The organism is Candidatus Zixiibacteriota bacterium, assembly GCA_036480375.1.
Taxonomy (GTDB): Bacteria; Zixibacteria; MSB-5A5; order GN15; family JAAZOE01; genus JAZGGI01.
This window is the reverse complement of the sequence record JAZGGI010000018.1, coordinates 16,774-37,697: the sequence shown is the minus strand read 5'-3', so window position 1 is coordinate 37,697 and position 20,924 is coordinate 16,774. Positions and strand designations below refer to the sequence as shown.

Annotated in this window: 14 protein-coding genes; 6 read left to right on the top strand and 8 right to left on the bottom strand. The window is 43.1% G+C overall.

The window, feature by feature from the left end; all coding sequences use genetic code 11:
- Positions 1 to 13: 13 nt before the first annotated feature.
- The 3 genes from V3V99_04480 to V3V99_04470 all read right to left on the bottom strand — a co-directional run bounded on the left by V3V99_04480 (position 14) and on the right by V3V99_04470 (position 4,790).
- Positions 14 to 2,416 carry an ABC transporter permease gene (locus tag V3V99_04480; GenBank protein ID MEE9441904.1) on the bottom strand — a complete coding sequence of 801 codons (2,403 nt, stop codon included), beginning with the start codon at positions 2,414 to 2,416 and terminating at the stop codon, positions 14 to 16.
- 364 nt (positions 2,417 to 2,780) lie between these two features.
- Positions 2,781 to 3,470 carry an ABC transporter ATP-binding protein gene (locus V3V99_04475; GenBank protein MEE9441903.1) on the bottom strand — a complete coding sequence of 230 codons (690 nt, stop codon included), beginning with the start codon at positions 3,468 to 3,470 and terminating at the stop codon, positions 2,781 to 2,783.
- Between the two features lie 57 nt (positions 3,471 to 3,527).
- Positions 3,528 to 4,790, bottom strand: coding sequence for an HlyD family efflux transporter periplasmic adaptor subunit (locus V3V99_04470; protein MEE9441902.1), 1,263 nt, complete (start codon positions 4,788 to 4,790; stop codon positions 3,528 to 3,530).
- A gap of 257 nt (positions 4,791 to 5,047) precedes the next feature.
- On the opposite strand from V3V99_04470, the gene V3V99_04465 reads away from it, so the two are divergent.
- Complete coding sequence (locus tag V3V99_04465; protein MEE9441901.1) at positions 5,048 to 6,445, top strand: sigma-54 dependent transcriptional regulator; 1,398 nt, start codon at positions 5,048 to 5,050, stop codon at positions 6,443 to 6,445.
- Positions 6,435 to 7,790, top strand: coding sequence for an ATP-binding protein (locus V3V99_04460; protein MEE9441900.1), 1,356 nt, complete (start codon positions 6,435 to 6,437; stop codon positions 7,788 to 7,790). The genes V3V99_04465 and V3V99_04460 overlap by 11 nt, the downstream gene beginning before the upstream one ends.
- 9 nt (positions 7,791 to 7,799) lie before the next feature.
- Here V3V99_04460 and V3V99_04455 read toward each other — a convergent pair whose 3' ends face one another.
- The 5 genes from V3V99_04455 to V3V99_04435 all read right to left on the bottom strand — a co-directional run bounded on the left by V3V99_04455 (position 7,800) and on the right by V3V99_04435 (position 13,685).
- Entirely contained in the window at positions 7,800 to 9,245 is a 1,446-nt protein-coding gene (locus V3V99_04455; protein MEE9441899.1) for an ABC transporter permease subunit, read from the bottom strand.
- A gap of 18 nt (positions 9,246 to 9,263) precedes the next feature.
- On the bottom strand, positions 9,264 to 10,676 hold the full coding sequence (locus V3V99_04450; protein ID MEE9441898.1) for an ABC transporter permease: 1,413 nt from the start codon (positions 10,674 to 10,676) through the stop codon (positions 9,264 to 9,266).
- 15 nt (positions 10,677 to 10,691) lie between these two features.
- On the bottom strand, positions 10,692 to 11,453 hold the full coding sequence (locus V3V99_04445) for an ABC transporter ATP-binding protein (GenBank protein ID MEE9441897.1): 762 nt from the start codon (positions 11,451 to 11,453) through the stop codon (positions 10,692 to 10,694).
- A gap of 22 nt (positions 11,454 to 11,475) precedes the next feature.
- Positions 11,476 to 12,927 carry an NEW3 domain-containing protein gene (locus V3V99_04440; GenBank protein MEE9441896.1) on the bottom strand — a complete coding sequence of 484 codons (1,452 nt, stop codon included), beginning with the start codon at positions 12,925 to 12,927 and terminating at the stop codon, positions 11,476 to 11,478.
- Between the two features lie 62 nt (positions 12,928 to 12,989).
- Positions 12,990 to 13,685 carry a PDZ domain-containing protein gene (locus V3V99_04435; protein MEE9441895.1) on the bottom strand — a complete coding sequence of 232 codons (696 nt, stop codon included), beginning with the start codon at positions 13,683 to 13,685 and terminating at the stop codon, positions 12,990 to 12,992.
- Between the two features lie 201 nt (positions 13,686 to 13,886).
- On the opposite strand from V3V99_04435, the gene V3V99_04430 reads away from it, so the two are divergent.
- From V3V99_04430 to V3V99_04415, 4 genes are all read left to right on the top strand, one after another.
- Positions 13,887 to 15,617 carry a HAMP domain-containing sensor histidine kinase gene (locus V3V99_04430; GenBank protein MEE9441894.1) on the top strand — a complete coding sequence of 577 codons (1,731 nt, stop codon included), beginning with the start codon at positions 13,887 to 13,889 and terminating at the stop codon, positions 15,615 to 15,617.
- Positions 15,601 to 16,296 (top strand): response regulator transcription factor, encoded by a 696-nt coding sequence (locus V3V99_04425; protein ID MEE9441893.1) that lies wholly within the window; start codon positions 15,601 to 15,603, stop codon positions 16,294 to 16,296. The genes V3V99_04430 and V3V99_04425 overlap by 17 nt, the downstream gene beginning before the upstream one ends.
- Before the next feature lie 298 nt (positions 16,297 to 16,594).
- Positions 16,595 to 17,506 (top strand): ABC transporter ATP-binding protein, encoded by a 912-nt coding sequence (locus tag V3V99_04420; protein MEE9441892.1) that lies wholly within the window; start codon positions 16,595 to 16,597, stop codon positions 17,504 to 17,506.
- 15 nt (positions 17,507 to 17,521) lie between these two features.
- Positions 17,522 to 20,896 (top strand): hypothetical protein, encoded by a 3,375-nt coding sequence (locus V3V99_04415; protein MEE9441891.1) that lies wholly within the window; start codon positions 17,522 to 17,524, stop codon positions 20,894 to 20,896.
- The last annotated feature ends 28 nt before the right edge of the window (positions 20,897 to 20,924 follow it).

Below are 20,924 nucleotides of genomic sequence, written 5' to 3'. Positions count from 1 at the left end.
AATATTCTCCTCTCTACTCATATTTAATCGATTCAACCGGGTTGGCCAGAGCCGCTTTAATTGCTTGAAAGCTGACAGTCGCAACAGCAATAATTATGGCGCTGATTCCCGCATACGCCATTGTTTCCCATCCAATCTCAATTCGATAAGCAAAATTATCGAGCCATCGATTCATCGCATACCATGCAATCGGCATCGCTATCACATTGGAAATTATCACTAACCAGATGTATTCTTTGGTCATAAGGCGTACAATACCGCTTATTGAAGCTCCCAGGACTTTGCGAATACCGATTTCTTTGGTTCGTTGTTCTGTCAGAAATGATGATAATCCGAATAATCCCAGACAAGCTATGAATATGCCGAGGGATGTAAACCAGCCAAATAAACTACCGATTTGCTCTTCCCTGCGATATTGAAGATTAAATTCCTTATCAAGAAAGAAATAATTAAAAATAGTTCCGGGGAAAAGTTCTTCATAGGTTGTTTTAATATTGGCAACCGTTTCCGAGAGTTCGTTAGTTTCCACTCTGAGGCTTAAATAGCGAAAATCATCGCCTATGGGAAAGAGAGCCAATGGTCCAATCGCTTCCTGCAAACCATGAAAATGATAATCTTTAATAATTCCTACAATGGAATGATTTTCTTCAAATAGATGTTTATCCAGGGCGTTTTCGGCGGTTCCCCAGCCAAAAGTCTTGGCTGCCGCTTCGTTTATAATCCAGGCTCCAAAGGCGTCGCCATGTTCCTTGCTGAAGGCTCTACCGGTTAACAATTGAATATCGTATTCAGATAAAAAATCATAATCGACCTGCATGTGATTAATCGAATGTGAGTTGGTCTCCTGCTTGCCGGCGGGATAAGTATTCCATAAGTATCTCCACCGTCCGGGAACACTGGAAGAGAAGGTAGCGCCCTCAATCGAAGGATGATTTAAGAATTCACTTTTAACCCCGGAGTAGCTATCTCGTGTAACGACATCGGTCGGCATCTCAATTATTAATTTTTGCTCTTTATCAAAGCCGAGATGCTGGTTCTTCATGAAATTCACTTGATCGAAAACAAAAAGTGTCCCTGCTATCAGGAATACCGCAATCGCGAATTGAAATACAACTGAGATTCGGCGCATCCAGACTCCTCCGAGTCCGGATTTTAATTTGCCCTTTACTATGCTGAGGGGTTTTAGCGAAGAAAGTACGAATGCCGGATAACATCCGGCGGCAATCCCGATAAATCCAACGATACCGATGATAAACAGGATTGTGTCCTTATGAAAAAACGAGGCGCCGGTAAATGACATGCCTGAGATTTCATTGAATTTTTGAAGCGCGATTTCGGCGAAAACTAATCCAATAATGAGACCCAAAATGGTTACAAGCAGGGATTCCCCCAAAAATTGCCCTACTAATTGCGCGCGATTAGCGCCGATTATTTTACGCATTCCTACTTCAGTCGAGCGATTGGTAGAACGAGCCGTTGAAAGATTTACAAAATTAGTCGCCGCGATAAATAGAATCAAAATTCCTACCGCCGAAAATATATAGACATATAGGAGATTGCCGGGTGGGTCTTTTTCCCAGGTCATATTTGAATGCAGATGGATATCTGTTATCGGCTGAAGAAATAAAGCAACCGTCTGCCCTCGTTCCTTAAGCCCGGCATCATTATATTGATGAATCAAGCCACATATCTTATTCTCAAAATCAGCTACATCGGTCCCCGGGGCCAGTTTTATGTACGTGATCGCATTTCCGGGCATATCCCATGCCATTCTAATGAGCTCATTGCCCATTCTAAAAAATCCACCACTTTGAATTGTTTCCCAGGAACCCAGAAATTCATATTTGAAATGAGTATTTGAAGGCGCATTCTTTATGAGTCCGGTTATCTCATAACTCAAAGTATCAACCAGCAGACTTTTTCCCACCGGGTTTTCATCGCCAAAATACCGAGCGGCAAAACAATCAGTTATTATCGCGGTATTTGGTCGTTCCAGCGCCTGTTTCGGATTACCGTCAATAAAATCAATCTTGAGAATATTCAATAAATCAGGTTCTATATGCTGAATATTTTCCTCCATAAAGAACTTATCTTCAAAGCTAACTTTGGTAGGTCGTTGCCTGTGCCCACGGCCGGCGTGCAAAACTTCCGGGTAAGTTTCCTTTAGCGTCGGAGCGACCAACATATTGACCCAGGCAAACGATTGTTCATTGGCGTCACGTTTGATATGTTTGGCTACGCGGAATATGCGATCATTATCGGGATGGTATGAATCATAGCTGGTTTCATGATTGATGTAGAGAAAAATAAAGACACAGCAGGCAAAACCCAGGGCCAAGCCCATAATATTAATGAACGAAAATCCTTTATGACGCAAAAGATTTCTAAAGGCTACTTTCAGGTAATTTTTAAACATAAAATCACTCCCGCGTATAGGTGGTTGCGATTACAGAACAGGGGACATTTATTTGGATGTATAACCTGGAAAACTATAATACCATAAGTATTGATCCCACATATTACGTAATCAGGTAAATAAAAAAATTCGAGAAGAGTTTTGACGGCGTTAATAGGATAAGTTCTGCTCATTCGGTTTTTCCGTCGCTCATTTTGATTCAATAGGCGCGAAATTAAAACAGCAATCTTATAGTTCCCCATAATAGACCTACCGTACCTATTATGTAAGGAGCTATTCTTAAAAGACGATAGAAAACAAACATATTTTCGCCCAATATTCCTGTGCCTGACTTCTGTAAATTAATGGCCGTAATTTATGACGGTTAAACGTGGAATTTTTCCTGAACGTTCTCCGTCACGATCTGACCGTCAAAAAGGTGAATTATGCGATTTCCATACTCAGCATAGGCCGGGGAGTGAGTTACCATGACTATGGTTGTGCCATTGGAATTGAGTTCGGATAAAAGACCCATGACTTCATCGCCGTGTGCGGAATCAAGATTACCGGTAGGCTCGTCCGCCAATATCATTTTTGGTTTGGCCACAACAGCTCGGCCGACGGCTACGCGCTGTTGTTGACCGCCCGATAGTTGCTGAGGGAAATGCTTCTTGCGAGCGATTATTTCCATATGTTCGAGAGTTTCCTCGACTTTCTTTTTGCGTTCAGATGAAGGGACGCCCAGGTAGAGAAGAGGCAGTTCCACATTTTCGAAAACCGTTAATTCATCGATAAGATTAAAACTTTGAAACACAAAGCCGATGTTTTCTTTTCTAAGTCCGGCCCGCTGTCGTTCGCTGTAATGAGACACCTTTTCGTCGAGAAAATAGTATTCACCACCCGAGGGATTATCGAGCAGCCCCAGTAAATTCAGAAGAGTTGACTTACCGCATCCGGATGGCCCCATGACGGATACAAACTCCCCTTCTTTGATCTCCATGTTAATTGAATTGAGAGCCGTTGTTTCAATTTCTTCGGTTCGGTAGACCTTCATTAAATCGTTGGTTCGAATCATGTTTTTCTCCAATTCCATTGTCTTCAATTTTGTGTGATTGACAGTTCTATATCTATATTATCTATCCTTAAATACCAGGCGGTCAAAATTCTCATAATTCGTATACGAAGACGTAATCACCTTCTCCCCCGCCGAAAGCCCTTCAAGGACCTCATACATTTGAGGATTTCGCATACCTATCTTTATTTCTCTACGTACCGCGAGCTCTTCGGATTCATCTAAAACGAAAATCCAGTTGCCTCCCGTAGTCTGATAAAAACCTCCGCTGGGTATCATCGTCGCCATCGCCAGATTACCCAGAGCGATTCGTATTTGCAGACTTTGACCCTGCCTTATGCCGACCGGCTCTTCATCTACAAATTGAAGATCGATTTGAAAGCGTCCGTCGCGGACTTCAGGATATACTTTGCTGATTATTAAACTATGGGTCGTATCGCCAATTTTCACCGTACCGGATTGGCCGCTGTTTATCCGGGCAATATAATACTCATCAATATAAACCCTGAGCTTGAAACCGTCCAGAACATCAATCTTGCCCAACCGGCTGCCAGTCGGTTTTGAGACGCCTTCTTCGGCGTCCAGGGATGATAATTGGCCGTCAATAGGCGCCCGCAAGACAAGGTTATCAAGCTTTTGTCTGACTACCCCGAGGTTGTTCTGCATACGCTCAACCGATTCTTCAAGCTGATTTATCTGGATAGATCGCAAAATCGAATCCTGGCGTTGAGTTTCAAGAGTTAATTCGCGCTTTTGAATCCAGTAATTATATTCGTCCTTAGTCCCTTTAAATTCAAATTCTGATATCAGTTTCTTTTCTTTGAGATCCTGGTTTTGTCTAAATAGCCGTTCCGTGTTACCAATTTGCCTGTCGATATCCAAAAGGTCGGCTCTCAGACGAAGACTATTTTGTTCCATTGCCAATCTGGTATTTCTCAAATTATTTATTTGTTCGAATAGCTGCGCCTCGCGATACATAATATCAAGATGCAAATCGGTATTATCCAGTTGCAAAATACTATCGCCCTTTTTTACAATGCTTCCCTCTTCAACGTAGATTTGAGTAATTTGTCCGCCCTGGATTGCGTCGAGATATACTGTTTTAAGGGGAATGACTTCGGCGCTGTTCGATATATATTCTTGAAATTCACCGTTTACAACATCCGAAATAGTCAATCTGGCGGCTTCTACTCTGAGTGTGGCGCCGTCACTGGCCGACAAGTAACCATATATTATAATCACCAGTAGCGCGATTGAACCGATACCATAAAAAATTCTTTTGGGGGTTATTATCTTCTTTTCTATTTTTCGATCCATCGACATAATCAATCTCTCACTTCTATTACATTTCAATAGGTCCGGTTTTTGCTCACATATTCATTAAGTATGTAGCAAAGATAATGCCAATGAACGTAAAGTGTTAAATGACAGCATATTAAGTTTGTCAGGGAATGGCAATGTGTCCGCATATGAGAAAATCAATGTCCAATAACGGACACTTTTTTGGCTTTTTAGACCTTTTGAGGGCAATTTGTCTTTCAGTTTCCTTTAATAATGCATAAATTAAAAGGAATACATAAATGAATCGGGAAAAAAGTTTTATGACAAAAGATTCCGGGCGAGTATTAATTGTTGACGATGATGAGGATGTTCTGCAGGCGGCCAAGCTTCTATTGAAGAAACATGTTTCGTCTGTAATGACTGAATCTGATCCTCAAAATATCCCTTCTTTATTGAGCGATAGTGATTTCAACGTAATACTTCTTGATATGAATTTTACTCAGGACGTATCGAGTGGCAAGGAAGGATTTCACTGGCTGGAAAAAATATTGGAAATTGATCCGTCAACTGTAGTTATTCTAATTACCGCCTACGGTGATATTGAAATGGCTGTACAGGGGATTAAAGCCGGCGCTGCCGATTTTGTCTTGAAGCCGTGGCAGAATGAAAAATTGCTGGCAACGATATCGGCCGGAATACGCCTGAGTCATTCACATGAAGAAATCATTACACTAAAGGCTCGTGAAAAACAGCTCTCACAGCAGCTGGACCTCCCATATAAGGGTATTTTGGGCGAGTCAGAAGCGATGCGGGATGTATTTAACACTATTGAAAAGGTCGCGGATACTGATGCCAATGTATTAATCCTGGGCGAAAATGGCACGGGGAAGGAACTTGTCGCTCGAGAAATACATCGTCGGTCATCTCGTTCTGATGATGTTTTTATTTCGGCTGATATGGGAGCGATACCGGAATCCCTATTCGAAAGTGAGTTATTCGGGAACGTAAAGGGCGCCTTTACAGACGCGCGGGAAGACCGCGCGGGACGATTCGAAACCGCATCGGGAGGCACTCTGTTTCTCGATGAAATAGGCAATTTGCCGTTATCGCTTCAGCCCAAGCTTTTGACGGTTCTGAACAACAGGACAATTTATCGCGTGGGTTCAAATAAGCCTGTTAAGGTTGATATCCGGCTTATTTGCGCTACCAATCTTCCTGTTTATGAGATGGTCGCCGAAAACAGATTTCGTCAGGATTTGCTTTATCGAATAAACACAGTGGAGATAAAATTACCTCTATTGCGAGAACGTACCGGTGATTTACCGATTCTGGCTGATCATTTCAGGAAAATATACAGTCGCAAGTATATGAAGGATATTTCGCAAATTTCTCCCACGGCATTGAAAAAGCTGGAACATCATAATTGGCCCGGAAACATCCGGGAATTGGATCACGTAATTGAGAGAGCAATAATTATGAGTGATTCCAACTCGCTAAAACCTGGTGATTTTATGATCGCGGGACCGAAAGCGAAACGTAATGGTTTATCTCTCGAAAGTTATAAACTGGATGACGTGGAACAAAAAGTAATCAGGAAAGCCCTGTCCAAGCATGGCGGTAACGTATCTAAAGCCGCTGAAGAGCTTGGGTTGACCAGGGCGTCATTATATCGAAGAATTCAAAAATATGATATTTAAATCATTTCGGATTCAATGCGTCATTCGCGTCATCGTTCTTGCGGCCTCAATTTCGTTCATGGTTTATCTTTTTAACTCGTCTCATACGGGTGCGTTGATTCTGATGGTCGGTGGATTGGTCATCGGACAAATTGTGTCATTTATTCGTTATGTGGAAAAAACAAATCGGGATTTAACTCGATTCTTGGAATCGATTAAGTATTCCGATTTTTCCAGTTCATTTTCAAGCCGCGGCCGCGGACGGTCCTATGACTATTTGGCTAATGCCTTTTCGGAGGTGATTGCTCAATTTCACAAAGCTCGCTCAGAAAAAGAACAGCAATATCGTTATCTTCAGACTCTGGTTCAACATATTGGATTGGGAGTTATGTCTTTTGATTCCCAGGGAGATATTGATCTTATTAACAGATCCGCCAAACGGCTTCTTAATATAAGTCACTTAAACAATATAAATAAATTGCAGGAAATATCATCTGAATTGGTTAATGTCTTGAATAATTGCAAGGCTGGTATGAAGACTCTGGTTAAACTCGATAATGGTGAAGAAAGCATGACGCTGGCGATTCATTGCACTGAGTTTAGAATGCGCGACAGATTGCTCAAACTGGTTTCAATGCAAAATATAGAAAGTGAATTGGCTGAGCAGGAAATGGCCGCCTGGCAAAAACTGATTAGAGTTTTAACGCATGAAATTATGAATTCAATCACTCCCATTGCGTCACTGGCCTCTACCGTTCATGATATAATAGAGGAAACCGATTTGGAGGACGGAGAAAATACGGAATTGCCCGTCGATATTAAAAAGGATATTCGGCAGGCCGCCGCGACCATTGAGAAAAGAAGCAAAGGATTATTGCATTTTGTTGACGCTTATCGAAATCTGGCTCGTATTCCCAGGCCAAAATTTGGAATTTTCAAGTTTGAACCATTTCTTGATGGAATTATTAAATTTATGAGGAGTCAGTTTGATCCTGGCGGGATAGAGGTCCAATTGAATGTAGAACCGGACAATCTGCAATTAGTCGCGGATAATGAATTAATTGAACAAGTTATAATTAATCTGCTATTAAATGCGATCGAAGCCCTTTCCGGCACTGAAAATCCCCGAATTTTAATTGAAGCGAAATTGAACAATCGCGGGCGGGTTATTATCGCGGTGGAGGATAATGGCCCGGGATTTGACGATGACATCAAGGAGCGGATATTCACTCCATTCTTCACGACTAAAAAGGAAGGCTCCGGTATCGGCCTCAGTTTATCTCGCCAGATTATGCGTTTACACCAGGGAAGTATTACGGTCCAGTCAACACCTTCCGAAATGACCCGATTTGTCCTCAGATTTTAATTTTCGGTATCACCTGACATCATATTTTAGCATGCGGATAAACGCCCCCGCAAAAGCCAGAATCGTATAGAGGCTAATCAGTCCGGCATTGATGACAACATTCTCCATCCCGCCGCTATAAATAGATTCTTCCGGAACATACTTTGGCATATCGCTGACGCCGATAACATCGTTGGCTTGAGGAACTTGAATGCTAAGTCCCGATTCGCTGGACATCCGAATATTTATTCCGGCCATGCCTCCTCCATTTTCTTTTTGTTTTCTCTCGACGTATTCAATAAATGAGTTACGATACCGGGACATAGACTCATTATACCTGCTCTTGATGCCAATGTCCGTTCCAGCTAAATCCGAAGCAGCCAGTTGATAAGCCGAAGCCGGGGACAGGCGGGATAAATTAAACGCCAATTTCCCTCGAGCGGCTCGACGGCGGTTAAGTTCGTCCAATAGTTTGTTATAATGATTTTCAATATCTTTAATCACTTCTTTCCTCAGGGAATCTTCTTCCTCCATGCGGCGCCATTCGGCCATTTCATCTTGTTCTTTATTCTCGGCATAATATTCGCGAGCCCGTTGTATCATACCTTTGTAAAACAGATCCCATTTATCTTTGGCAAAGGCATCGCGCTGTCCTTCGATTTCAGCCAACCGTGGTACTCGTACAATTTGACCGGCCGTCATGATGCCGACCCGCGGAATTATCAGAACGAATAAAACCCAGAGCATCAGCGAAATTAAAAAGGAGATACTCGAGCGGCGCGTCATTGAAGATATGAAGACACCGAAAACAATGAAAAAGGTAAAGAACAGTCCGGAAACTCCTAAAAATGTTATGAGTTTTATCCAATGTTCAGATGTGAGAGGAACCTGAAATATTATAACAATTAGAAGGCATAATATCGTCGGTATTAAAATTGGAACGACTAATCCGAGCCAGGCTCCGATTATTTTGGCGGTAATGTAATGCGATCTGTTCACCGCATTGGCAAAAAGCAATCGCAACATGCCCTGTTCTCGTTCTCCGCACACGGCGTCATAAGTAAACAGGATCGCAAACAACGTCAAGACGACCTGAACGATAAATGCAAAGTCAACAAAACGAAAGACGGCGAAGATGAGATCGTCAGAATATATGGAGTGTTTTAATTTGACGGAGCCTTCCGGAGAAATTAAAGACCATCGCCCGATATCGTTGCTTAGTCCGGAGACAAAAATCTGCATCGGATCGGGCCGGCGAGAGGCTTTATATTCCAAATTGTGCCAACTGGTTTCTTCGGAAATCTCCTGATTGGCCAAATTGACTCCGGTCTCATATTGCTTAAGCTGCGCCTGATATTCTTTAATGCCGATGGATACGCTGATGAGAAGGAGTAATGAACAGATCCCAAAAGTCGTAAAAAACTTGGGACTCAAGAGTATGGCCTTTAGCTCTTTATGTATCAAATGTTTTAACACAATAATTCTCCCGTGACCTTAGCGAACATCGTATCGCAGAAATGACACAAACGCGCCAACAAAGAAAATGATGTTAAATAGGGACAAAATTCCGATATCAACCATCGCCGCCGACAATGCCTCCTTAAGCGGAATTTGATTAAATGTATATTCCGGAAGTTCGGCGGGATTGATCTGTTCGGGTTCCTCTTCTTCGTCACCGATTCTTATCATAACCATCCGTCCTCCGACCACCATACCGGTTTTTTCATTTATAAAGTCATTATAGACTTTTCTGTAATCCAGGGCTGTTTGGGTGAACCGGTTTTTCAATTCCAATGAGGTACCGGCCAGATTGGCCAGGGCTAAAGAGAGCGATGCTGATGGAGATATTTTTGCCATAGATAAGGCGATTTTTTCCCGCTCCATCTGTTTATTTCTTCGAGTTTCGTTTAAGCGGTCAACCAGTCCATCAATTTTACGGTCTCTTTCTACCGTTAATGAGTCCATAAAGCGATGGAAAATATCCATTGTCTGCTCAATATCGTCCACCGGGCCGGTTTCAAATCCGCTAAGCCGGGTATTAAATTCCTTCCAGGTTTGCCTTGAAAAACTGGCTTTTTGAGCCGCCAATTCATCAACCGAAGGGACATCGACGGCTCTCCCGGCCAGAAGAACGGAAGCTCGCGGTATTATGAGAACGCTAAGAACCCAGATCACTAATAGCATAAGAAATGATGAGGACGAACTCCGACAAAGGGATGATATAAATACTGATAAAGTCAGAAACACACTAAAATAGAGAAGCCCGGTACCAATGATGAGCAATAATCGTATCCAGCCATCTCCCGCCAAAGAAATATCCAAAACCGGCAACAGGAGGCAGCCTATCAAGATGGCCAGAATCAGTGAAATCGTCAGAGTCAGAAACGAGCCGATCAATTTTCCCAGGATATAAGTCGCCCGGGGGACAGCGTTAGCAAAAGACAACCGGAGAGTGCCGTGTTCTTTTTCTCCGCAAATAGCATCATATCCCAACAAAATAGAGAACAAAGAAATAACGACGCCAAAAATAAAACTTAAATCAACAAATCGAAAGACAGCATAAATCGGTTCCTCGTTGAATTTGCTGTCCTGGGCGATTAACTCGCCGCGATGATTCACCTCAATTGTGCGGCCAACATCGTTGGATACTCCGCTGACCAGCGATGCCAGGGGATTAGGGGGGAGAAATACGCGATGTTGTTGAATAGAATACCATTCGGTAAGCCCATCCATCTGCCGCAAATTTTCCGCTTTTGCGGCTTCATATTGTTCCATGCTGATTTTATAGTTGGTCGCCCCGACATAGAATGAAAGCAGAATCAAAACGGCGCAGACGCTGAATGAAATGACAAATTTTAACGACCCGATAATGTCTCGAATTTCTTTTTCGATAATTACTTTTAACATATCAATTACTCCCAATCAGGTCGTCACCATATTTTCATGACCGGCCATGTACCGCATATAGACATCTTCTAAATCCTGCCCGGCCAGTTCAGCAGCCGGCTTCTGCATAATTATCCGGCCTTCTTTCATTATCGCGATAGTATCGGCTACTTCCCAAGCGCGAAAAATATCGTGAGTGGACATCAGAATTGTTTTGCCTTCGTCGCGGAGTTGGCTTAGCAGGCGGATAAACTCGAATCCGGCCTTGGGGTCCAAACCCGAAGTCGGCTCATCCAGAAGAATAATCGGGGCGCCTTTGAGAATAGCGATAGCGATACCGCACTTTTGTCTCATCCCTTTGGAAAACCCGCGTAAACGCTTATCGTGAACCTCCTCTTCCAGACCGACCCGGAGTAATACTTTTGAATAATCATCACGCGTGCAGTCGTTTTTGCCTCCCAGTTTGGCAAAGAAATCGAGGTTTTGCAGGGCCGTAAAATTGCTATAGAGCATGACGTTTTCCGAAACGAACGACATCAGATTCTTGACTGCCAGAGGATCCTTATGCGACGCGATTCCGTTGACCAGGGCTTCACCTTCGGTAGGTTCTATGAAATTAAAAAATAGATTGATAGCCGTCGTTTTTCCCGATCCGTTGCCCCCGAGCATAACGAATATTTGTCCCGGGTTGACCGAGAAATTAATATGATCCAGAGCCAACACTCCATCTTCATATCGTTTGGTCAAATTGACCGCCTGCAAGCGAGGCTTCTGCGCTGAGATGTCGATATCACTCATTTTATTCTCCTAAGCATTATTATTATCTGCGAGATAGTCGGACGCCATAAAACACTATTCCGCCCACAAGACCGACGACAAGAACCATTAGAATAGCGATTCCAAAAATATTCGTTTCTGATTTAATCTCGACTGAGACGGTCTTGTCGTCGCTGGTTACCGGTTGATTATCAGACATACCGCTGGTTTTAACGCGCACTTCATATTTGCCGGTTGAAGCATCGGAAGAAGGTGTAAAGGTCAGGCGTATTCGTTTTTCCTCATCAATTTCCAGCGACTCAATTAATGACGGCCGGATATCCTTGGTCCAATTGAGAGGCATATCGGTCTCGATGCGGATATTATCCAAACGACGGCTGCCTTCATTGATAATGTCGATATACATTTCCACCGCCTCGTCGGGCATGATAGCATGATATAGTTGAGGCGCCCTGACAAGCAGCTTGCCTTTGCCTCGGGGTACTAATTCAAGCCGAACGAATCCGATATCAAGATTATTAATTTCGTCCATTGTCCAGAAGCGCGTGCGCAGATCGGGTATATCTCTCAGCTTATCACGAGGCAGGACAAGGACAAAGAAGCTGATTGGCTTGTCCATATTTACCTCGTCAGTAGGGCGATTCGGCAAAGTAATCTCCAATGAGGCCTGCTTGCTGCGAGACGACTGCGTGAATTTCACCTGGCTCAAACGTGCCTGACCGGATTTATCTTTGAATACGCGGCCGATTTGGCGGGGGAGATTGACAACTTTCAGGCTGAATGTGTTTTCTGAACTGCTGTATAGTTCAAGACTTAAATCATAGGCAGCAGCGCCTCCCAGTTCAACTTCCTGGGAGAATTGCTCCGACTGAACCGCGACGCGATTGACAGTAACGTCCTTTTGCAGAAATATTTTCATCTCGCGCTGGGAGCCGTTGCTGTAAATAATGAACACTTTAACGGCATCGAGGTCCTGCAATAATTCAAAATCGATTTCTACCGGTTCGCCAAATCGCAAAACCGGAATTTTTATCTCATATGGCTGACTGATGATTGCGTTTTCGTCATTGAGAAGGGATACATATACATTATTAATCACATCGGGCTGGAGTGATCGGAATAATTCATCATCGATCTCGAGCAATTTCTGAAATTCTGCGCTCCCGCCTGAGGGATTGGTCAATGTCAAACGCACCTTTTTCTCACCGGTCGCGCTTTGGTACTTTATCGCTTTTGATACGGTTACATACTGTTCTTCGAATAGTACCGCCAAAAGTGACTGATGGTAGTTGACCTCGGCGTCGGAATAAAATGATCGCGCTCGTTCCAGTTCCTGATTTGAAATCAATTTATGGTCAAACAATTCCTGTTGTCTGCTAAATTCTGCGCGGGCAGCATCATGAGCTTCCTTAGCTCGTTTGAGCCCCAAAAGCCGATACCTGTCATCGCGCTGATTAAATGGATTATAAGCCTGCCCGGATACAATTGAACTCATCAATAGCAGGCAGATAAAACTTAATAGTATATAACGAGTAGTGGTAACCATTGGATGCCCTTTTAGTTTTCTTGTATCACGGTTCGAGATTTAATCTCCGGTTTTTCAAAAGTAATCGTAAACGGGTTGTCTGCCCGCGTCCCCTCGAAAGATATTTTTTCTCCGGGTTTGAGGCCTTCAAATTTTTCCAATAGCTGCTTGGCCGATGTTACCGAAGTTCCGTTTACTTTTGTGATGATATCGTCTTTTTCAAAACTTAGCCCCTCTTCCGTCGCCGGAGCTTTGTACATTACTTCGGATACGACAACTTTGTCATTTTCATCATCTATATATATTCCCAGCCCCATTAGAGGCAACCCCGAGCCTCCCTCTGAAACTCCGCCCGGGGTCCCGATTACCACCCTTCTTTGCCCCGGTTGAACGGAACTGGCGTCGGGTTTATCAAACGAAACAATCATCATATCCTTTCCCCGTTTGATACCCATTTTGACCGGCTCCCCCTCGGCGATGCTCGCATATTTATCCTCAATATCTTTTATACTCTTGAGTCTTTTACCATTCATCATGGCAATTATATCACCTTTTTGGAAATCAATATCCTGATATTCCTTGGGGCGGGCGTCGGCCGGTAACAATAAATCAATGACCAGTTGTTCACCATCCAATTTTATCAGACAGCCAATTTCCTGCAGAAAAAAGGCGTCTCCATCGCCTAAATCAATTTTCACCATTTGCTGAGCCGGAGATATTTCAAACATAATTGTTGTGACTCCCAGTATAATTAGGATTGCAAAAAGTATTTTAATTCGCCGCATCGTTCACTCCTCCATTCGATCTAATGCTATAGTTTAGCATACACCAAAGATAATAAAATGTTTTGTTAAGATATGTTAGGTTTTGTTAATATATGTTAATGGAGTAGAATTTGCACGGATTTACCGTATAATAGGAATATGAAGTTGTCTAATAAAACCGTGGGACTGATCATCGCGTTGATTGTGGGAGCTCTGTCCGGTTTAGTCGTTCTGCAAATTATGCTTCTTAACTACGCTATCGATCTCAAGAAGCAGGCTTTCCGGCGCAACGTCAATGCCTCAATGGCGTTAGCGACGCAGAAGCTCATTACCAACGAATTAATCGATTTTACTCTTTTTCAAAGGAATGTTGAAGATTCAATAAGCATTCAAATTAACGGTGTAAATTCTGACAGCTTAGACAATCATGTAATTTCCGAAAAGGCGATAATCCGGGCCAAAAGGTTCGGTGCTGATTCGATTAAATGCATTGATCAATATCGGATTGATAACGGAGTTTTGAGTTATCCCGTCCGTGTCCCTCAACGAATGACCATATATAGTTATAACCTTGATGAAGGCATGGATCAAATCGTCGTCGATACGTTTTTGCAGGAAGGCGAATACCGTCTTAATCTGGAAGATCACCTCCTTAATCGTGGACGGTTTCTGGTCAAGATCGTATCGGACAGCAGTTCGGCTACGTTGCATTGGTCTGACGGAGTTATGGGTGAGATATCGCAGGAAATTGTCGCCGATTCGGGTCATGAGCTAATACTTGTAAATATCATGCGAGAATTTATGAGTGGCAGCGGAAATGATAAATTAGATTTACCTGATCCAAAACTTTTGGATTCTTTGATCTCTCAGAGTTTAAGGGAATACGATATTGATCTTGAGTATTCATTTGGGATTTTTGAATCCCGAGGCGATTCGCTGGTCATGCTACATTCCGAAGAGCATAAAAATGAGTTACTAAATACCAACTTTCGATCGCAACTTTTCCCGATGGCGCCTTTTATGATCGGTAATGAATTACGATTATATTTTCCCGGTCAAAGAGCCTTTTTATGGTGGGAGACCGGCCCCATTTTCTTTTTAACATTTGCCTTCATGCTCGTCATTATAGGTTGCTTTGCTTACACGATTAGAACGATTATCCGCCAGAAGAGATTTTCAACGCTTATGGTAGATTTTATTAATAATATGACTCATGAATTCAAAACGCCAATCTCGACCGTGAAACTTGCCTGCGAAGCCATTACCCGAACCGATATCATCGGTCAGAAAGAAAAAGTGTTGCAATACAGCCGGATGATTCAAAGCGAGAATCAAAGGATGAGTAGTCAGACCGAAAAGATTTTGCAGATGGCGGTACTGGAAGAGGGTGAAGTTGATCTCAACTTAGAAAATGTGAACGTCCATGAGATTATTCTGGCCGAAGTAGGTCGGGAAGCGTTGCGCATAGAGCACAGGAAAGGAAAAATCGAGACATCACTCAAGGCCGAAAGAAATATCATCGCTGCCGATCCGATTCACCTGGCGGGTATTATAAGGAATTTGTTGGACAACTCTTCCAAATATTCTCCTGATATTCCAATAATTAACGTTTCCACTCGGAATCGAAAAAATTATATTCAAATTAGTATCTCCGATAAAGGCCGCGGAATCAGTAAAGCGGACGCCGGGCTGGTTTTTGACAAGTATTTCCGTGTCCCCTCCGGAGATGTGCATGATGTCAAAGGATTCGGCCTCGGTTTGAGTTATGTTAAACTAATGACCGATGCGATGAACGGCATGGTTGAACTCAAAAGCGAACTCAATAAAGGCACCGTAATAACGCTTGTTTTTCCGACGATTGATGCTGAGGCGGGTAGGCATGAGCCAGAAAACTGAAATTCTCCTTTTGGAGGATGATGCCAATTTTGGATTAATTCTCAAGGAACATTTGCAGATGCAGGGTTTTGGAGTCACCCTGTGTGTGAATGGCGCCGAAGGTTGGGGAAAATTCCGTGATAACTCTTACGACCTATGCCTGGTTGACGTAATGATGCCCAAAATGGACGGCTTCACCTTCGCACGCAAAGTTCGCGATATGGATCAAGACATCCCCCTTGTTTTTCTGACGGCCAAATCTCTAACTGAAGACAAAATAAAAGGTTTCGGAATAGGGTGCGATGATTATATAACCAAACCGTTTAGCATCGAAGAACTCCTTTTGCGCCTGCGGGCCATCATGAAACGAGTAAACGCTCGGGAAAGTGACAATAAGCGAGTGCATTTCAAAATCGGGAAATTTTCATTCGATTATAATCGGAGCGTTCTAATACTTAACGATAAAGAAAGAAAGTTGACTCCCAAGGAAGCTGATTTATTGCGCCTTCTATGTCTCAACCTTAATAAAACCCTTGACCGAAATGAGGCGCTAAGAAAAATCTGGGATACGGAAAACTATTTCAGTGGTCGCAGCATGGACGTTTTTATTTCTAAATTGCGAAAATACCTCAAAGATGATCCCAGAATTGAAATAATGGGAATTCACGGAAAAGGTTTTCGTCTGATCGTGAATGAATGAGATTCCGGTCGCAATATCTAAATTGCTATCCAAACGCAACTTAATTATAGATTTTGCGTAAATTATCCCGTGATTGACTGAGCCGATGCCAAATTCTTGCGTTTCATTCTATTGCATGATAAAACAATTAGTCTTTATCGGCAATTGGTTGTCTTATTTTTGAGACTGATTAAAAATGCAGAAAAATAGAATTAACATTGTAAGCGACTTGCCAAATGAAACTAATCGGTTAAATTCTGGTCTAATAAGTTAGAGATGTTTACGGGTTTTTTCATCCGGGCGAACTATTTGAGGCAACATGGAAATTAGAATAAATAATCTGACAAAACAATATCCGGGCGGTAAATTTGCTCTACGCGACGTGGACCTGACGATTAAGAGTGGATTATTCGGACTTTTGGGACCTAACGGAGCCGGCAAAACGACTTTAATGAGTATTCTGGTTACTCTTCTAAAACCCACCCAGGGCGATATTAAAATAAATGAGATGGACCTACAGAAGGAACGGCGAGAGATTCGCCGCTTAATCGGTTATTTGCCTCAGGGATTTAGTACTTTCGCAAAAATCGCCGTCTGGGAATTTCTTGATTATGCGGCCCGGATGAGCGGCGTCAAAAAAAAGAAAGAGCGACTCGAAAAGGTCGATAAACTGCTGGATGAAGTCGGCCTTTTTGACGTTCGTGACCGCAAAGCGAGTAAACTGTCGGGCGGCATGAAAAGACGGTTGGGTATTGCCCAGACCCTCATCGGAGATCCGCAAATTTTAGTTGTGGACGAACCGACCGTAGGTCTTGATCCCCAGGAGCGTTTAAGATTCAGGAATCTGATGGCCGATTTATCCCACCGAGATATAATTATTCTATTATCGACTCATATTGTGGGGGATATTTCATCCACCTGTCATGATATGGCACTTCTTAACGCCGGCAAAATAATCTACAACGGCTCGCCGGATAAATTAATAGACAATACCAAGGGAAAAGTATGGCGAGTTTATGTCGACGGGCAGGAGCTTGATAAATTTAAAGAGAAATATCCCGTTATTTCCGCAATTCCCGCCGAACACGGTTATGAGTTGCGTCTGGTTGCGAAGGAAGTTGTGGAAAAAGATGCCGAACCGGTTGAGCCTAACTTCGAAGATGCTTATATTTATTTCATGCAAACCAGCGGATGTGATATGGATTTGGAGGCATCAGATAATGGCTGGTAAACGGAGAAAAGGCGCATGCTGAATATATATGCTATAAGATGTGTCGCCTGGTATGAAGCCAAGCTACTGTTCCGCTCGTGGGCATTCAGAATCTTTTCCATTTTAGGCATAGTCATATTATTCGGTATATGTGTGGGTATGGGCACCAAAATCGGCGGAATGCCTCACTTTATGCGTGCTTTGGGTGGTTCTCTTCTCCTGGCCAATCTAAAAATGCTCAATATTTATCAAGGAATAATAGCGGCCTTTATGGCAACCGAGTTTTTAAAGCGCGATAGAAAACACGATACTTCACAGGTTATCTTTACCCGCTCCTTTTCAAATATAGATTATCTCCTTGGAAAGTTTTTGGGCATTATCGGCGTTTTCTCCGCACTGAATGCCGTTATAGTACTCATGACATTTTTCTTTGACGCTTTTTTATCGCAAGCGGCCTTTGCTTGGGAACCTTATTTCTGGTTTCCGCTTTTGGTAAGTCTGCCGACCTTAATATTTGTAATCGGCGGATCGGTTTTACTGGTAACTCTATTTCGCAGCCAAGCCGTTGTCTTCGTTGCGATGCTTGGATTTTCATTATTATCGCTGATTTATTTGGGGCGTCACTTCTTTTTCATTTTCGATGCTTATATGCTCTATCAACCCCTGGTGTTTTCCGGATTTGTAGGATTGGGTAACTGGACCGATCTGTTTCTCTTGAGGGGGGCGTACTTTATTCTCGGATTGGGGATGTTTTTCATTTCGGTATTTATGACCAAACGATTAAAACAATCGAATTTTGCCAATGCGGCCGCTCTCGTGATTTCGATCGTATGTTTGGTCTCATCTGTCTTACTCGGAACGACCTACCTGAATTCAAATTACCAGAGTCGGGAATATAGACAAAACTTGAAGTTACTATCCCAAAGCGCTCCGAATACATCTACTGTTAGTATCCTGGAAAATTCGCTTGAGATCGATTGGAACGGCAGTATTGTATCCGGGCAGTCAACATTGAGGGCCGCCAATAAGAACGAATCCAGCATGGATTCACTACTGTTTTCACTAAATCCGGGATTGAAAGTCGCGTCAATATCAATTTCCGGAGAGGAGATTGAGTTTTCACAGGATAGATTTCTGATTTGGGCTAAACCTAATATGCCATTAGATCTGGGAGAGACAATTTCAGTCGAAATTGAGTATTCAGGAACGATTGATGATCGTTATTGTTATCTTGATTTGCCCAATGACAAACTTGAATCGGAATACAGCCTGTGGCTTTTTCGAATACCCAAGTATTATTCATTTGTAACTGACAGGTATTTGCATTTGACTCCGGAGAGCGGATGGTATCCCGTTGCAGGTCTTCAGCCGGGAACGGCCTTTCCCAATTCGCCCGCGAGAGATTTCACCAAATTTAATCTCTCCGTCTCGACTCCCCCCGGATTAACGGCAATCTCTCAAGGGAAAGTCTCTACCGAAGAAAAGAACGGACGGACGGACTACTCTTTTACGCCTGTTAAATTACTGCCTCAGATTTCTCTAACCGTCGGCGAATATGAACGGCGTTCGCTGACCGTGGAGGATGTTGAATATTCTCTATATACTCTGCCCGGGCACGATTATTATATGGAATATTTCGACCAATTGAGCGATACAATGGCGACACTTATTACGGAACTGAAAAACGAATACGAAGTTCATTTGGGCTTGGAATATCCATATGAAAAATTCAGCCTGGTCGAAGCCCCGATTCAGTTTTACGCTTATAATCGGTACTGGACAATAGGTCAGGAAACAGTACAACCACAGGTTGTATATTTAACAGAAATGGGGACTGCCAATTCCGGATGCGATTTCAGGATGATGCGCCGTAGTACAACCCGATCGCAGGAACGAGCCAATCAACTGGAAGATCCCAAAGTAATTCAGGCCACATATCTAAACTACTTTGCCAAGATTGATCTCCTTGGATTTCTGGAAGGAATGCGCGGCCTGGCGCGGCACGAAAACGTCGATATCCGGTTTCGGATACTACCCAATTTCATCTCTTTTATGACGAACATCCATTCCGATAAGTGGCCGCTCTTGAATTACGCCTTCGAATCATATTTTGAAAATCGCATCAAACCTCCGTCGCAAACCCGATGGCGCAGTTGGCGAGGCTTAACCGAGCAGGAAAGAGCCAATCTGGCACTAAAAGAATTTTCTTTAAATGAACTTATTTCAACTTCGGACGTGAAAGATGAAACGGTTCATGCGGCCGTTAAATCAAAAGGCTTAAGTCTGTTATCGCTACTTGAAGCAAGATCGGTTAATGATGAATTTACCAACGAAATAAACAATTTCGTTAAGGCTAACAGTTTTCAAAATGTCACCGATTCCGGGCTTTTGGCCTTCGCCTCCGAGGCGGGGAGTCCTGATTTTTCGTCTGATATTGAAACCTGGTACCGGGATACGACTCTGGCCGGATATATTTTTGAAGATATTGAAAGCTACAATATTATCCATGATGAACGAACTAAGACCCAGGTGAAATTTAAGGTCACCAATCCTACCGATGTTGACGGTCTTATCAAGATTAGTTTGCGATATCAGAGACAGGAAGCGAATTTTGGCCCCTGGTGGGCGCGTATGCAACAGCAATATGATTACTCGCAAATGTACTATATCCCGGCTCAAACGCTGCGAGAAATCGGATTTATTATCGACCAGCCCCCGTCGTCAATGACTATCGATACCTATGTTTCCCGGAATATACCGGCCATTCTGAACCATCCATTTCGCGATCAACAAATGCGCCGTAAAGAAGCGCCGGTTGAAAAAGATTCTTTAATGATTCTTGTAGATAATGATAGCGATTCGGACGGAGATTATCTTGTTGATAATGAAGACCCCGGTTTTACTATAATAGGGATTATTCCCGAAAACTGGCTGAGACGCAATCTCCGCGAGCTTTTTGACATAGGCGAGATTGAAGACCCTTACGTTGGGATACGTTCCTGGGACGCGCCAGGCATTTGGCTCCCGACAACCGGGCAAAAATTCCATGGCAAGTTCATTAAGTCGGCGATGCATAAGAAGTCCGGCACCGGGGAAAACAAAATCGCCTGGGAAATTGATTTGGATGCGTCCGGTGATTTTGATGTTTATTTCTATTTTGAGGATGAAAGCTATGAGCGTTGGTGGGGACATCGGAACAGGAATAGAAATCGAGATATGGGTGAAAAACAGTTTTTTGTTTATCATGAGGACGGCGTCGATAAAATTCTTCTTGATCTGGACGATGCCGAAGAAGGCTGGAACTATTTGGGGACTTATCGCCTGCCTGCCGGCTCCAATAAAATTGAGATGACCGATAAAAACCGTACCCAGGTCGTTACTGCCGACGCGATCAAATGGGTCAAGCGTTAATTAGACTTTATCGCCTTTAAGAAGGTTA

Excerpts from the sequence above, each read along its gene's own strand:
- V3V99_04480 (MEE9441904.1), bottom strand. The coding sequence starts at position 2,416 with ATGTTTAAAAATTACCTGAAAGTAGCCTTTAGAAATCTTTTGCGTCAT.
- V3V99_04475 (MEE9441903.1), bottom strand. The coding sequence starts at position 3,470 with ATGATTCGAACCAACGATTTAATGAAGGTCTACCGAACCGAAGAAATT.
- V3V99_04470 (MEE9441902.1), bottom strand. The coding sequence starts at position 4,790 with ATGTCGATGGATCGAAAAATAGAAAAGAAGATAATAACCCCCAAAAGA.
- V3V99_04465 (MEE9441901.1), top strand. The coding sequence starts at position 5,048 with ATGAATCGGGAAAAAAGTTTTATGACAAAAGATTCCGGGCGAGTATTA.
- V3V99_04460 (MEE9441900.1), top strand. The coding sequence starts at position 6,435 with ATGATATTTAAATCATTTCGGATTCAATGCGTCATTCGCGTCATCGTT.
- V3V99_04450 (MEE9441898.1), bottom strand. The coding sequence starts at position 10,676 with ATGTTAAAAGTAATTATCGAAAAAGAAATTCGAGACATTATCGGGTCG.
- V3V99_04445 (MEE9441897.1), bottom strand. The coding sequence starts at position 11,453 with ATGAGTGATATCGACATCTCAGCGCAGAAGCCTCGCTTGCAGGCGGTC.
- V3V99_04440 (MEE9441896.1), bottom strand. The coding sequence starts at position 12,927 with ATGAGTTCAATTGTATCCGGGCAGGCTTATAATCCATTTAATCAGCGC.
- V3V99_04435 (MEE9441895.1), bottom strand. The coding sequence starts at position 13,685 with ATGTTTGAAATATCTCCGGCTCAGCAAATGGTGAAAATTGATTTAGGC.
- V3V99_04425 (MEE9441893.1), top strand. The coding sequence starts at position 15,601 with ATGAGCCAGAAAACTGAAATTCTCCTTTTGGAGGATGATGCCAATTTT.
- V3V99_04420 (MEE9441892.1), top strand. The coding sequence starts at position 16,595 with ATGGAAATTAGAATAAATAATCTGACAAAACAATATCCGGGCGGTAAA.
- V3V99_04415 (MEE9441891.1), top strand. The coding sequence starts at position 17,522 with ATGCTGAATATATATGCTATAAGATGTGTCGCCTGGTATGAAGCCAAG.